The organism is Nostoc sp. (assembly GCF_036917535.1).
In the GTDB taxonomy this organism is placed as follows: domain Bacteria; phylum Cyanobacteriota; class Cyanobacteriia; order Cyanobacteriales; family Nostocaceae; genus Nostoc.
The window spans coordinates 1-13,747 of the sequence record NZ_JBALDA010000010.1 but is presented as its reverse complement, the minus strand read 5'-3'; the positions used below and the strand labels follow the sequence as shown (position 1 = coordinate 13,747).

General features: G+C 42.2%; 15 protein-coding genes and 1 pseudogene. 6 read left to right on the top strand and 10 right to left on the bottom strand.

All coding sequences use genetic code 11. The annotated features are described in order from the left end of the window. Nucleotides 1–45: 45 nt before the first annotated feature. The gene (locus tag V7K56_RS02645) at nucleotides 46–531 is read right to left on the bottom strand and encodes a gluconokinase (RefSeq protein ID WP_334907329.1); all 486 of its coding nucleotides are present in this window, start codon (nucleotides 529–531) and stop codon (nucleotides 46–48) included. A gap of 156 nt (nucleotides 532–687) precedes the next feature. Here V7K56_RS02645 and V7K56_RS02640 point away from each other — a divergent pair, with 156 nt between their 5' ends. The 4 genes from V7K56_RS02640 to V7K56_RS02625 all read left to right on the top strand — a co-directional run bounded on the left by V7K56_RS02640 (nucleotide 688) and on the right by V7K56_RS02625 (nucleotide 4,912). Beyond that, nucleotides 688–1,737, top strand: a complete 1,050-nt coding sequence (locus V7K56_RS02640) for a LacI family DNA-binding transcriptional regulator (RefSeq protein ID WP_334907327.1) — start codon at nucleotides 688–690, stop codon at nucleotides 1,735–1,737. Further along, entirely contained in the window at nucleotides 1,704–2,516 is an 813-nt protein-coding gene (locus V7K56_RS02635) for a glucuronate isomerase (protein WP_334907395.1), read from the top strand. Before V7K56_RS02640 ends, V7K56_RS02635 begins: the two co-directional genes overlap by 34 nt. Nucleotides 2,517–2,783: 267 nt before the next feature. After that, nucleotides 2,784–3,620 carry an SDR family oxidoreductase gene (locus V7K56_RS02630; protein WP_334907325.1) on the top strand — a complete coding sequence of 279 codons (837 nt, stop codon included), beginning with the start codon at nucleotides 2,784–2,786 and terminating at the stop codon, nucleotides 3,618–3,620. 2 nt (nucleotides 3,621–3,622) lie between these two features. Further along, the gene (locus tag V7K56_RS02625; protein WP_334907322.1) at nucleotides 3,623–4,912 is read left to right on the top strand and encodes a lactate racemase domain-containing protein; all 1,290 of its coding nucleotides are present in this window, start codon (nucleotides 3,623–3,625) and stop codon (nucleotides 4,910–4,912) included. Between the two features lie 464 nt (nucleotides 4,913–5,376). Here the strand turns inward: V7K56_RS02625 and V7K56_RS02620 are convergent, their stop codons facing one another. From V7K56_RS02620 to V7K56_RS02605, 4 genes and pseudogenes are all read right to left on the bottom strand, one after another. Further along, nucleotides 5,377–6,987, bottom strand: coding sequence for a hypothetical protein (locus tag V7K56_RS02620; RefSeq protein WP_334907320.1), 1,611 nt, complete (start codon nucleotides 6,985–6,987; stop codon nucleotides 5,377–5,379). Nucleotides 6,988–7,320: 333 nt separating this feature from the next. Continuing rightward, nucleotides 7,321–7,980: a hypothetical protein gene (locus V7K56_RS02615; protein ID WP_334907318.1), complete on the bottom strand. Its 660-nt coding sequence runs from the start codon at nucleotides 7,978–7,980 to the stop codon at nucleotides 7,321–7,323. A 478-nt stretch (nucleotides 7,981–8,458) separates the two neighbouring features. Continuing rightward, entirely contained in the window at nucleotides 8,459–8,704 is a 246-nt protein-coding gene (locus V7K56_RS02610; RefSeq protein ID WP_334907316.1) for a hypothetical protein, read from the bottom strand. Continuing rightward, nucleotides 8,664–8,759 (bottom strand): annotated as a pseudogene (locus tag V7K56_RS02605) (ATP-binding cassette domain-containing protein); the annotation flags it as partial. The gene V7K56_RS02610 and the pseudogene V7K56_RS02605, both read right to left, overlap by 41 nt. Before the next feature lie 362 nt (nucleotides 8,760–9,121). Here V7K56_RS02605 and tmk point away from each other — a divergent pair. Further along, nucleotides 9,122–9,751, top strand: coding sequence for a dTMP kinase (tmk, locus tag V7K56_RS02600; protein WP_334907314.1), 630 nt, complete (start codon nucleotides 9,122–9,124; stop codon nucleotides 9,749–9,751). Between the two features lie 207 nt (nucleotides 9,752–9,958). Here tmk and V7K56_RS02595 read toward each other — a convergent pair whose 3' ends face one another. Together V7K56_RS02595 and V7K56_RS02590 are read right to left on the bottom strand one after the other, a co-directional pair. Further along, nucleotides 9,959–10,102, bottom strand: coding sequence for a hypothetical protein (locus tag V7K56_RS02595; RefSeq protein ID WP_334907312.1), 144 nt, complete (start codon nucleotides 10,100–10,102; stop codon nucleotides 9,959–9,961). A gap of 77 nt (nucleotides 10,103–10,179) precedes the next feature. After that, nucleotides 10,180–10,377 carry a DDE-type integrase/transposase/recombinase gene (locus V7K56_RS02590; protein ID WP_334907393.1) on the bottom strand — a complete coding sequence of 66 codons (198 nt, stop codon included), beginning with the start codon at nucleotides 10,375–10,377 and terminating at the stop codon, nucleotides 10,180–10,182. Between the two features lie 122 nt (nucleotides 10,378–10,499). Here V7K56_RS02590 and V7K56_RS02585 point away from each other — a divergent pair, with 122 nt between their 5' ends. Beyond that, nucleotides 10,500–10,721 carry a hypothetical protein gene (locus tag V7K56_RS02585; protein ID WP_334907310.1) on the top strand — a complete coding sequence of 74 codons (222 nt, stop codon included), beginning with the start codon at nucleotides 10,500–10,502 and terminating at the stop codon, nucleotides 10,719–10,721. A 5-nt stretch (nucleotides 10,722–10,726) separates the two neighbouring features. Here V7K56_RS02585 and V7K56_RS02580 read toward each other — a convergent pair whose 3' ends face one another. The 3 genes from V7K56_RS02580 to V7K56_RS02570 all read right to left on the bottom strand — a co-directional run. After that, on the bottom strand, nucleotides 10,727–10,948 hold the full coding sequence (locus V7K56_RS02580; RefSeq protein ID WP_334907391.1) for a ferredoxin-thioredoxin reductase variable chain: 222 nt from the start codon (nucleotides 10,946–10,948) through the stop codon (nucleotides 10,727–10,729). 503 nt (nucleotides 10,949–11,451) lie between these two features. Further along, nucleotides 11,452–12,468 carry an ATP-binding protein gene (locus V7K56_RS02575; RefSeq protein WP_334907308.1) on the bottom strand — a complete coding sequence of 339 codons (1,017 nt, stop codon included), beginning with the start codon at nucleotides 12,466–12,468 and terminating at the stop codon, nucleotides 11,452–11,454. 3 nt (nucleotides 12,469–12,471) lie between these two features. Beyond that, nucleotides 12,472–13,747, bottom strand: a 1,276-nt coding sequence (locus V7K56_RS02570) for a WD40 repeat domain-containing protein (protein WP_334907306.1), incomplete at its 5' end; no start/stop codon positions are given.

Here is a 13,747-nt window from a genome sequence, read left to right as displayed (position 1 = left end):
TCTAGATACGTGATTAATCTTAATATTACGGTTGTCACCAATAAGCTAAATTTTCAAAGCCGTTCTAATGTTTCGGACAATTATCTGAGGTGGTTGTGCAATATCTATACATAGAGCATCTACTGGTTCTTCAAGTGTATAAAACTGGCTATCGAGCAGTTTTTCACTCATGTAATGATTGCTACGTTGTTGCAAGCGCATTTGAATCAACTCATAAGACCCTTTGAGGTAAACTAGCTTGATGCGTTCCTTATCCAATACCAAAAATTGCCGATAGCTATCTTTTAAAGCCGAACACGCCAGCACCACATTTTTTTTTTCTTGCAGCCAATGTTTTATGGCTGTTTGCAAATCTTGTAACCAAGGCATTCTGTCATCTTCACTCAGAGGGATACCACGCCGCATTTTCTCAACATTCTCTGGCGAGTGGAAAGTATCAGCGTCGCCAAATTCCCATTCTAAAGAGTCTGCTAGCAGTTTTCCGATAGTGCTTTTCCCAGAACCAGAGACGCCCATTACGAGGATAATCATTTTTTTTCTTAATAAAAGTTCAACTAATTTGGAATTTGTAATTGGTAACTTGTAGTTGTAATCTGTGAGTTGTATTATCTGTTGACAAATAACGATTATTTTCTATAATACATACGAATGCACACGTGTGCAAACATTAAAAACTGAGATAAAACAATGAATAAACGAAGAATTTCAATTGAAGATATTGCCCGCAGAGCAGGCGTTTCTCATTCTACAGTTTCACGCGCTTTGCGAGATAATGCTCTGATTAGCCCAAAAGTGCGAGAAGAAATTAAGCGGCTGGCGCAGGAGATGAGTTATGTGCCAAATGCTATTGCTCAAAGCTTGCAAAATAAACGTACTAATACCATTGGTGTAGTAGTAACTTCAATTTCTGATCCCTTTTTTGCAGAGGTGGTAGAGGGAATCGAGAAGATAGCCAAACCAGCAGGTTTGAGTGTTTTATTGAGTGCTTCACACCGAGATTTTGAGCAGGAAATGGCAGCTATTGATACCTTTCATCGCCGGAGAGTAGACGGGATATTAATAGCCGACTCGCGAATTAGTAAACAGCATACTAAACAACTCACACAAATTGCTGTACCAACAGTTTTGATTAATAGTCAGACTGAAAATCAATCCGAAATATTTCACTCAGTAGCAATAGACGATCGCTTAGGTGCTAAATTAGCTACAGAGCATCTAATCAGTTTGGGACACACCGCTATTGGTTATCTGGGTGTAAGCGATCGCAGCAGATCGAACCAGCAGCGCCTAGAAGGATATCAAATGGCCCTTGCTGAAGCTGGGATTCCACCAAATACTGATTGGGTTTCAATTAGTGACGAATATGATACCAGAACCAGCGATGTTAGCACTGGGCAAAATATGCTATCTAAACTCTTGACTGCGGAAGTAACAGGCATCTTTTGTTATAACGATATGGTGGCAATTGGTGCTTTGTTAGCTTGCCAAGAATTAGGTATTTTAGTACCGCGAAATTTGAGTCTCGTCGGATTTGATGGTATTGCTCTGGGTTGTTACGTTACGCCGGCATTAACTACAGTTAGTCAGCCAATGTTAGAAATTGGTGGCATAGCCATGCAAATGTTACTTGATTTATTAGAAGAAAAAACTGTGGAAAACCGCGTTTTATGTCCTTTTCTAGTACAGCGCGGAAGTAGTACACCATTATTAACACCGATGCTGCCAGTGATAACCTAGAGAATCAGCGATCGCTCCACGAAGAAGGGTTTACTCAAATCAGACCAACTTTTCGCCCCGATGCAGTAGTTAATCTGGATGCTCCTGGTTGGCGCAAAAATCTTACCAAATTAGAACGCACTATCGGTAGAGAAATTAACACTTACGCCAATTTTGTGCAAGCTCTCGAAGAACGTCGAGCTTTCTTTAAAAAAATGGGGGCGACAGCTACCGATCAAGGTGCAGCTACACCTTATACGACACGTCTTTCTGACCAAGAAGTTGAAGCTATATTTGCAAGAGCATTAGCCGCCAAGCTGAATACAGGTGATGTAGAAAATTTTACTGGTCATATCTTTATGGAAATGGCGCGGATGAGTGTAGAAGATAGTTTGGTGATGCAAATGCATTGTGGTGTGATGCGTAACCATAATCCAGCTTTGTTTGAGAAATTTGGAGCTGATAAAGGCGCTGATATTCCTGTACAAATAGAATGGACTGAAAATTTATGCCCGTTGTTGTCAGCTTACGGTAACGATCCGCGCTTCCATTTGATTATTTTTGGCATGGATGAAAGCACTTATAGCCGCGAGATGGCTCCGTTAGCTGGTCATTATCCTAGTGTGTTGTTCGGGCCGCCTTGGTGGTTTCATGACAGCGTAAATGGTATGGAGCGTTATTTCAATCAGGTAATGGAAACTGCTGGAATTTACAATACAGCCGGGTTTAATGATGATACACGGGCTTTCGTTTCGATTCCGGCTCGTCACAATGTCTGGCGGCGAGTAGCTTGTAATTAGTTGGCTGGATTGGTAGCACGGGAATTGGTTGAGGAAGAGGAAGGGTATGATATGGCTCGTGCTTTGGCTTATGACCTCGCTAAGGTTGCTTACAAGTTTGGGTAAAATCGTGAGGAGTTGAGGAGTGAAATTTAAACGCATAGGCGCTTCGCCTTCCCGTAGGGTAGGAGCGCGGAGGGAAGCGCACAGAGAAGTCGGAGCGGCGGCTTCCGCCGCTCTGAACTTCGGTGGGTACGCAGAGAATTTTACTTAGCGGGGAAGTGGTTGATGGCAGAGTTGATTTTAAGTAAACTTTTTAGCTTAAAGGAGCGGATAGCGGTAGTTACTGGTGGTTCTGGTGTGCTTGGTGGGGCTATGGCTAAGGGTTTGGCTCTGGCTGGAGCGCGAGTGGTCGTTTTGGGTCGCAATGAAGTTAGGGCGGGGGCGGTGGTGGCTGAGATTACTGCTAACGATGGAGAAAGTATCGCTGTGGTAGCAGATGTTAGCGAGCGCTCCCAATTAGAAATCGCTAGGGATGTTATTATACAACGTTGGGGTGAAATAGATATCTTGGTAAATATGGCTGGCGGTAATATTCCGGCTGCCACAATTTCTTCTGATGCGACTATTTTTGATCTGCCACACGCAGCCTTTGAGGAAGTGGTTAGCCTCAACTTAGTTGGTACTCTCCTACCTTGTCAGGTTTTTGGTCAAGCAATGGTGGAAATAAGTCAGCCTCACGGTTGCATTGTGAATATTTCTTCTATGTCTGCCATTCGAGCGATTAGCCGTGTGGTTGGCTACTCAGCCGCGAAAGCTGGGATAGATAACTTTACTCGCTGGCTAGCTGTAGAACTCGCCCAAAAGTATGGTGATGGAATGCGAGTAAATGCGATCGCACCAGGTTTTTTTATTGGAGAACAAAATCGAGATTTACTCTTAAATTCTGATGGTAGTTTGACCGAACGTGGGCAAAAAATTATTGACCATACCCTCGCCAGACGTTTTGGAAAACCAGATGAATTACTCAGCACTTTGATCTGGTTATGTAGTTCTGGTTCTAGTTTCGTTAACGGCGTAGTTGTGCCAGTAGATGGTGGATTTAGTATCTACAGTGGAGTTTAATCATGTATTCACTGGCTGTCAATAACAGGACACTTTCAGATGAGCAAGTTTCTGGGCTAGTTCATCAAGCTTTCACAGACTCTAAGTTAGATGGACAGCGCATCTTGGTGTTAATTCCAGATAGTACCCGCACTGCTCCCATCCCGCAAATGTTTCGATTGCTGCATCAGGAGTTGAGTCAAAGAGTAGCAGCTCTAGATTTTTTAATTGCTCTGGGTACACATAATCCCATGAGTGAGGAACAAATCAATCACTTAGTAGGAGTAACAGCAAAAGAGCGAGAGACAACTTTTCAAAAAATTCGCATCTTTAACCACCTTTGGAATGAGCCGGATACCTTTATTTCTTGTGGAGTAATTTCCGCAGACGAGATAGCAGAAATTAGCGGTAGAATGCTACATCAGTCAGTTGATGTGCGTATTAATAAGCTTGTAACAGAATACGATTTGATCGTAATTTGCGGCCCAGTTTTTCCCCATGAAGTTGTCGGTTTTTCTGGTGGAAATAAATATTTTTTTCCTGGTATTGGTGGTCAAGAAGTAATTAATCTCTCCCACTGGTTAGGTGCTTTAATTACTTGTTACGAAATTATTGGTACACTCGGAATAACACCAGTCCGACGTTTGATTAACCGAGCCGCTGACCTGATTTTTACCCCAAAGCTTTGTTTAGCGATGGTGGTCGCACCGAAAACAAATCAGCTAGCTGGACTTTATATAGATCAACCAGAATCTGCCTGGGAAGCTGCTGCAAAATTATCAGCTAAACTGCATATTAAATATGTAGATCGGTCTTTTAAACAAGTGCTTTCAGTTATGCCCCAAATGTATGATGACATTTGGACAGCAGCAAAAGGAATGTACAAATTAGAGCCAGTAGTAGCCGATGGAGGCGAGGTAATTATATATGCGCCTCACATTACCGAGTTTAGCTATACACACGGCAAAATTCTCTCCCAAGTTGGCTATCATGTGCGAGATTACTTTCTCAAACAGTGGGATAAATTCCAAGAGTATCCTGCTGGAGTGCTGGCCCATAGTACTCACTTAAAAGGGACGGGTACTTTTGATCTGATAAAAGGAGAACAAGCGCGGATTCGCGTAACTTTAGCTACTGGTATTTCTGCTGAACGCTGTGCTGCTCATAACTTAAACTATCATGACCCCGCGACTATTCGACCCACTGAATGGGCTAATCGAGAGGACGAAGGCATATTGATAGTGCCCAAGGCTGGCGAGATACTATACCGTCTAAGTTACAGTAATTTTCAGATAACTAAATCTGGAGTTTAGACTAACGGTGGGCGATCAGAGCGCATCTATCAGTGGGTTTAATGGTATAAAAGTTAACAATAATTTTAACTGCGAATTGTACAGACGTTATGTATAGTGAGAGTAAGACTGTGAAGAAAAAGTGGTCAGTTAAGTTGAACAGACCACATCTTTATTTAAAGCTTTAGCTACATGAACCGCCACTTTTGAATGATTACGTGTTGTTAATTCCCTAATTTTACGGAACTTCAGTCAAATAGAATACTTTGGACACGCCCACTATCTCGCCGTGCAAGCTAGGGCAAACTTATCTAAATTACTCTTGATTACAACGAAGGTTAAGAAGCAACGAAAAAATCAGAATTTCGTGTTTGATTATTTTTTAAGCCCCAAAGCGATGCCTGCGGCAGGCTACGCCAACACCTAAAACTTTCGCAATAAGCAAGAATTAATGACAAAAAGTTTGACTTTATTGAGAATATACTCTACTTATTGACATGATGCGGCCGCCCTGCCGTGCAAGCGAGACCGATTACGTAGTTTTGAATCGTTGTTTTAAAGTCAGGATCGCCTTCTGCTGGTTTCGCAGACAGCGCCAGTTTGACCGGATGGTTGTAGCGTCCCCGCCGAAACAGGTTACCGATATCTCGACGAAACAGTTCCGCAATCGGTACTTGTCCCGTCACAGTTGTCGGATCTCCATTTGTCAAAGTTGTAATTTCAAGGTCAGAAAAATTCTCAAAATTAACGTAATCTTTCCAAATACTGGTCGCTGCCAGAGTATCCCAGAAGAATAATGTGTCGTACACATAAACTCCTGGAGTGGGTTGATTAGAAAGCTGAAGATTCTTCATGAACTGAGCCGGAGGTGTGGCACATCGGGGATTGCTTTGCAGGCGGTCAGCAAACCCAGTCAGCCTGGCCTCATTAGTTGCATTTAACGGAACGATATATGCCGGAATGCCGGAATTTAAGATTTTATTGATCGCAACGGCATCAATCCAGAAATTGGCTTCTGCATTATTAAGCGAGTTAAAGGCTTTCTTGTGCTGTCCGGTTTGAATGTTTTCAAAATCTGTACCGGGAAATGGCAGATGATGCTCGCTAAAGAGATGTGAGCCATCCTGAAAATAGATGTTCCCTGATGTCCAGGTTGGGTAAGGTTCGTTCAGACGATAATTTCCTTTTGCATCGAAATTATCAGCTTTGTTGGTATCCCACACACCACCGATAAACCGGGTTGAAATGACATTCTTCAACTGAGAAAGTTGCAGATATTCCGGGCAACCGTACTTATTAGGTTTATTCTCAATTTTCTCGTAAGCTCTTGCTAGGTTCGTTGCTGGACCAACGCTGAGAACTGTGAGTTGCTCGTGTTTTACGTAAGCTGCACATATCGAGTCGGCAAGGAAATCAGAAGCCTTTTTCTTACGGTCGATCAGGCTTAACTCTGGCAGGTTATACTTGTTTAAAATATTTTGAGCCGTGGGAAGGACGTATTTGAACGTTTCATCCCGAAATGGACGATTAAACTCGTTCCAACATACAACATCATTTTGAGAAAACTTAAACTCTTGGTGAAATAAACAAGGCTCAAACGCCTTTTTTCCACCGTATGGAAGCTGAAAGCGAAAACTTGTAAACTTCGCGTTTGGCAGCGGTCTTCCATAGTCATCAGCTTGACTTGGAACAGAAATTACGGCAACGCTTTCGTCACAGCCAGAATAAATTTTTGCTTCATTATAGTGAGCAATTGACAAAATCTTTTGTGTTAAACCATTAACATCTCCCTCTTCAGGACTAAAATACCCTAACATATCTCGCTTCAAATTTGGATAGGCGTTAGAGTTGTTGCAGTAAGCTTCTCCAGTGGGTGATGTTGTTACTCCAACTAACTTAACAGGCGGCGAAGATTGACTGGAGGCAAGGGCAAGAACCAAGATTGTGTAGGAAGACTCAAACGCACCATCGGTGTCGAGAATGACCTGAATTGGTTTGGGTTTATTGGCAAGTGAGGCTGTTGGCAAGCAAAACGCGAGGTAAGCTGCTACAACAAACATATTAGAAACAATGTTTTTAATATTAAAACGACTCATGATTGCTCCCTTTATTAATATTTGTAGAACTAGCCTTTACAAGAAAACAACAAATTTAAGAATTTCTGACTTCAGCTTACAAAAATATCTGAGTGAAAAATCTTGACTACTTTTACATAGTTAATATTTTTTAATCTATATACGGAAGTAATAAGCTCTGGGAATTGCTGCTTCAAAATATCCAGCTACTTGAAGTAAAAATACTGAAGATAGAGACTGGAGACACTACTTCAAATGACTTGGTAATTAAGACCACATCCACATGACTATGGTATGTGATTGTACTTGATACTCATATTTGGGTTTGGTGAGTTCAGAACGATTCACAACTGACTAGATAACAGCAACATTGGTTGGGGAACAGTTTGATGCAGTCTTATTATTCAGCTTCCGTTTAAAAGCAAAACCAAAACCAAAAGCAGCAACTGCCAGTGAACTGATTACTGAAGAAGATTCAGGGACGGGTGTTGCCTTAATGCTAGTTGTGTCACCTAAGAAAGTATATATTTCAGTTATTCTGTCATACAAAAATAGGTTGTAATTAGTGCTACCATCTGCAACAATGTTACCACTGGGATCAACGCTATTGGAGATGAAGTAGTACGGATTCTGACTAGGTGTCTCGGTGCTGACATCTAATACTGGAAGGTTATGAGTTAGAGAGTTATCGTAATCCAAACGTAAATACTTGTCAGTTGAAATGCCGTTTATAACCGAACTACCACTTTGAAGAAGTGTATTGGTAGAGTCGAAAATGGATAGCGACCGAGATTCCAAAAATCGAGTTGAAAATGGACTATACCCTGGACTAATTTCTGAAAAAGAAGTCGGAGCATTAATTTTAGTTGTAAACGAACCTTCGGCTGAATATCCATTAGTAAAATTCGCGCTGAATGCGAAATCAGCAGCCTGAGCGGATGAAACTGCAAACACAAAGGGAATGGATGAACAAGTCACCATCGCAAGCAATACAGAAAATTTTTGAAGTTTCATGAATAAACCTTGAATTATTGAATGAATAAACGCGATTTCGGAAATGTTTTCCGAATGCCTATTCTTTCGTTAAATTCAGGAGTCAGAATCTAGGGCTTTTGATCTCTGAATTTATCGTAGTATCGGTTATGAACCTTAATAAACTTGATTAGCAATCCTTAGATAAGTAGTGACGCAAGCTTGCTCTGATCGTTTGAAAAGTTAAAGTGAAAGAACAAATGTGAAAAACCTGTAGGCTCAACACAAATATGTTCTTTTATCCTTACTATTGGCTTGGTAAGAAACACTAAAAAAAACTTACCATAATCACATAAATATTTCATATAAATTTTTGATAAAGAAGTCGAGCAATATATTAATAAATATTTCCGAAACCTTTATTCATTTTGAAATAACACAATACTTATATGTTAAAAACATGATTTTTTGAAATTAAAAAGTTTCAGTAATAAAAGAAAAGTGGCAAATTTCAATTCTTCTAAAGCATTTTTTTTAAGAACTGCTTGGCGCGATCGCACTGAGGATTTTGAAAAAATTCGCCAGGAGTGGTATCTTCTGCTAAACTTCCCTGGTCGAGGAACATAATCCAATTGGCAACAACTCTTGCAAAGCCCATTTCATGGGTAACGATCGCCATTGTCATTCCAGATAATGCTAAAGCTTTCATCACTTCCAGCATATCCTTAACCATTTCTGGATCTAGGGCAGAGAGAGGTGGGTTCATCAAACAAAATCATCTCTGGTTCCATTGCCAATGCCCGAGCAATCGCTACTCGCTGTTTCTGTCCCCCGGATAGTTTGGACGGATAGACAGATGCTTTTGGCTTTAAACCTACCTTCTGGACTTTAGACTAAAAGAGAGCGCTCGGTAAATAGAGGGACTGCAAAAAATGAAGGGATGCCTGTAAAAACAAGCACCCCTGTAGCGGAAGATGAAAGAAGCACTACCAACGTTCATCAACCGCTATGGATGTTTTTGCACAATTAAGAGAATTCCGTCAAGAAGCATACAAAAGTTGGCGTTGCAGAATAGAAGTATGAATTAGAGTGATCGCCATTGCAGTTTAAGATTTTACACTTCGCGTTATTCTTGATCTGATGAAACGTCAGCGAATCAGTTTATAGCAGCGAACAAAAAAGCATGGGTGGGAAATTAATTGTATTTGAAGGGGTAGAAGGCTGTGGCAAAACCAGCCAAATGCAGCTTTGTTCTGAGTGGTTAGAAAGTCTAGGTGTTTCTGTAATGGTAACTCGTGAACCAGGGGGAACAGAGTTAGGTTTACATCTTCGCCGCTTGCTACTAGAAAAGTCAGAGGATAAACCAGTTGCAGAAGTGACAGAACTTTTGTTGTATGCTGCTGACCGATCGCAACACGTTGAACAAGAACTTAAACCGCAACTACAAGCCGGAAAATATATTTTATGCGATCGCTACACTGACTCTACCATTGCCTACCAAGGATATGGTCGCGGTCTGAACATGAGTTTAATCAATCAGCTTAACAATATTGCTACTGGTGGTTTAGAAAGCGATCTAACTATTTGGCTAGATGTCGATGTCGAAGTTGGACTAGCCCGCAAACTCTCAGACCCAGTAGGACTAGACCGCATTGAACAAGAGACAATCGCTTTTCATCGGCGTGTTCAGCAAGGATACGCACATTTAGCAGCATCCCATCCTTCACGAATTGTTCGGGTAGATGGCAGCTTGAGTAAAGAAGTTGTACAACAGGTAATTCAAGGAATTTTACGCGTACACCTGCATTTGTAGAGGTAGGGATTGAAGGAGCAGGGGGGATAAGGTTCGCTACCTCTACCCCCCTAATAAATCTGATGTGTGCGAAAAGTGTAGTTTTTGCACACTCTTTGTCGGCGCACCGTCATACCAATTCTGTATAAAGATGCGCCAAATTATATAAGGAACGAACCCTAAAGGGCGCAAAAAAGAGGCAGCGCGGTCTTCTCCTGAAGGGAGAGGCTAGCACCAAGGGGGTTTCCACGCCAGTTGCTTCAAGTCGGCAGAGCCGACGACAGTCGCCTCAAGTCGGGAAACCCTTTCGGCAGTTCCTCTTGGGGGTTTCCCCCAAGACCGGACTGCCTCACCACGGCGCTGTCTCCCCAACGCACTGGCTCCCCATGAGCGACGGTTGTGTTACAAAAACTAATTTAGGACAAAAAACTCCTTTGCAAGGAGATGGATTATGCTATCACTCCAAAAATTTCAGATATAAATTTGATCCGTTCTTTGACGGCTCTTTTGTTGACTGTTTCAATTTGCCCTTTCTTGAACATGTGCATAATTTTGTAACTCTTTATCGTTCGTCTTGCTGTGTTAAATGATTTAAACCCCATTCCTGGTTTGGCTAACCATTTGATAAATCTGTGGTCCTGCTCGATTCAAAGTTAGGAGTTGTTAGAAAGTTATAAGTTATGAATTATGAGTTATTAATTAGGAAGTGCAGTAATTAGCTGAATTCAAAAAAGACGCGATTAATCACGTCTCTACTACTCTTAATTTTATGTCTAAAAATTTACCTTATATTATTCCAGCTGCTCAACCCCAAGTTGAGGAAGCTTTTGCCTCTTACCAAACAACCCATCAGTTTTACCACGAAGTTCGGTCACGGTTAGAGTTCAAACGTTATTGTGATTGGTATTATACTACAGCAGAACAAAACCGCCAAGACCTTAAAAAAATGCGCGGCGAACTGAATATTTTTCAGTGGTTTCGCCGCCGATAAGTGATTTAGATGATTTCTAATTCATTTTCACGTAAATGGGCTTTAAACTTTTTACTAAATTGGACTAAAATCGGCAGATTAGCGCTTACTGGTCTGTCTCGCCATTGGGTGGTAATGGCTACTACATCGCCTTCTGTGCCTTTGATGTCAAAAGGCTGACTCCGATGTTCAGGATGATGATACACCACTACTGACTCTTTAACGCGGACGCGATCGCCAATTTTCATAACAACATTTACACCTAGCATTTTCTTTTCCACAAGTAGCTGCTACAAAATATATGATTAAATCGCTTAGAATTTGATTTAATCAGCTATTTCTTGACGCTTCATCGGGGTGCAACGGCTTAACCCTCTGCGTCCAGGCACGTCTTAGCAATCCGTGCATACTTTTTTAAGTTTTTTGTCGCATTAATAAGTGTCGCCCATAGCCTTCCTTTTTACCCCAAAAGCAGGGAAATGAAAGAAAATCAGGCGATATCAGATGTGCTTAGTACTTTTACAAGATATCTAACTCTTTTATCTTGACTCTAGGATGTTCCCCAGGTCAACTCTCTCAAGGATTTTCGTGCATGGCAGATGGGTTGTGATTGCGATCGCTCGTTTGTAAGCAGTACAATTTGACCTTACTCCAAACTTTTTTCATAAAAGGAGAGAGGCTTTGAATCTTATATAGGGAAGGGGTTGGGGGTTAGGTCTTTATTAGACCGAACTGAGAAACGGTATAAAGTCTAACCAAAATTTACTTGCTTGCTTAAGAAATCGCGGAAGCTGGAATGATAAAGACTGTAGCGGATTTCTCCATCAATTTCCTGGAGTGTTAAAAACTCACGCCAATTTTCCAGAACTTCTTCAACATCATATTCATCAGCATCAATTGTACTAGCAATGCTTTCTGCTGATACTACTGATGAAACTTGCACTAATACATTCAGCACAGATGATTTAAATTCCCTCTCTTGGCTTGGGGAGTTAGGGGGAATCATCTTGTGGAAATGCTGCTGATAATACGCCTCTAAATCAGGGGTAAGTCGGTCAACCTCCTTAGAGACAGCAGGTAATATCTGACTGAGATACATGAAATTGTTTTCGCTTTTGGCTATTAGCTGTGCTGTGAGTTCTTCGTCATTGTTGACATATCGTTTAATATATGCTTCGATATCCTCGTGGTTTTGTTGTGGGTATTCTGCTAAGTCGAGAATTTGGGAAGGTGCTTCTATCAACAAACCGGATTGTTTTCGCACATAAGGACGGCGGGTGAGAAGGAAATAGACGCCACGCGGGAGATATCTGGGAAGATAAAAGAGATTTGAGCCTGGGGTTTGGTCGGTGCGGTTAACAGCATCCAAGGCATCAATAGCAATGATAAACTTTTGTTGAGGTTCTAGCTTGTCGCTGACTTGCTGGAGGAGAGAATGTAGAGAAGTTTGTTGAGATGTCGGATCAATTTGCGTGCAGATAGTAGCAATAAATTCCTCAGCACGATTTTGAAAAGGGAGTTGGGCGTTGTAATAGAGAACCTGGGGATTTTCTGTGACGTAGTTGGCAAGGATGGCACTTTTGCCGCTACCGGGTGCGCCAATTATGGTAAAGTAACCCCGGTCATGACGCTGGAGAAAGTTGGATATAGCGGTGGAGACGAATCCACGACCAACAAAGTTTTGGCTTTTTTCGAGAATGATTTGTTGGAATTCTCTGGGGTAGGAGGGGGAATTGATTGGCGTTGGCGGTCGAGGTGAAGTGTTCATATTTTATTCGACATTCTCCAACCGCAAAAAATGCACTCTCCCTGACAACTCCCCTGCGACAATTGTCACCCCATCTTCTGCAACAGCGCAGCAACCAAATGGAGCTTCTCCTGTAAAAGTGGCAATTTCTTCCCCAGTTTCCAGATTCCAAAGTTTGAGTGTGTTGTCACCTGAAGCAGAAATCACTTTCTTGCCATCGGGGGTGAGGGCTACTGCACTTACGAAGTCGCTATGACCTTTGAAAGTCCGCTCATCCTCCCCAGTTTCCAGATTCCAAAGTTTGAGTGTGTTGTCAAATGAAGCAGAAATCACTTTCTTGCCATCGGGGGTGAGGGCTACTGCACTTACGAAGCTGCTATGACCTTTGAAAGTCCGCTCATCCTCCCCAGTTTCCAGATTCCAAAGTTTGAGTGTGTTGTCAAATGAAGCAGAAATCACTTTCTTGCCATCGGGGGTGAGGGCTACTGCACTTACCGAGTTGCTATGACCTTTGAAAGTCCGCTCATCCTTCCCAGTTTCCAGATTCCAAAGTTTGAGTGTGTTGTCAAATGAAGCAGAAATCACTTTCTTGCCATCGGGGGTGAGGGCTACTGCACTTACGAAGCCGCTATGACCTTTGAAAGTCCGCTCATCCTCCCCAGTTTCCAGATTCCAAAGTTTGAGTGTGTTGTCATTTGAAGCAGAAATCACTTTCTTGCCATCGGGGGCGAGGGCTACTGCACTTACCGAGTTGCTATGACCTTTGAAAGTCCGCTCATCCTCCCCAGTTTCCAGATTCCAAAATTTGAGTGTGTTGTCATTTGAAGCAGAAATCACTTTCTTGCCATCGGGGGCGAGGGCTACTGCACTTACCGAGTTGCTATGACCTTTGAAAGTCCGCTCATCCTCCCCAGTTTCCAGATTCCAAAATTTGAGTGTGTTGTCATTTGAAGCAGAAATCACTTTCTTGCCATCGGGGGCGAGGGCTACTGCACTTACCGAGTTGCTATGACCTTTGAAAGTCCGCTCATCCTCCCCAGTTTCCAGATTCCAAAATTTGAGTGTGTAGTCATCTGAAGCAGAAATCACTTTCTTGCCATCGGGGGTGAGGGCTACTGCTCTTACGAAGTCGCTATGACCTTTGAAAGTCCGCTCATCCTCCCCAGTTTCCAAATTCCAAAGTTTGAGTGTGTTGTCATCTGAACCAGAAATCACTTTCTTGCCATCGGGGGTGAGGGCTACTGCTCTTACGAAGTCGCTATGACCTTTGAAAGTCCGCTCATCCTCCCCAGTTTCCAAA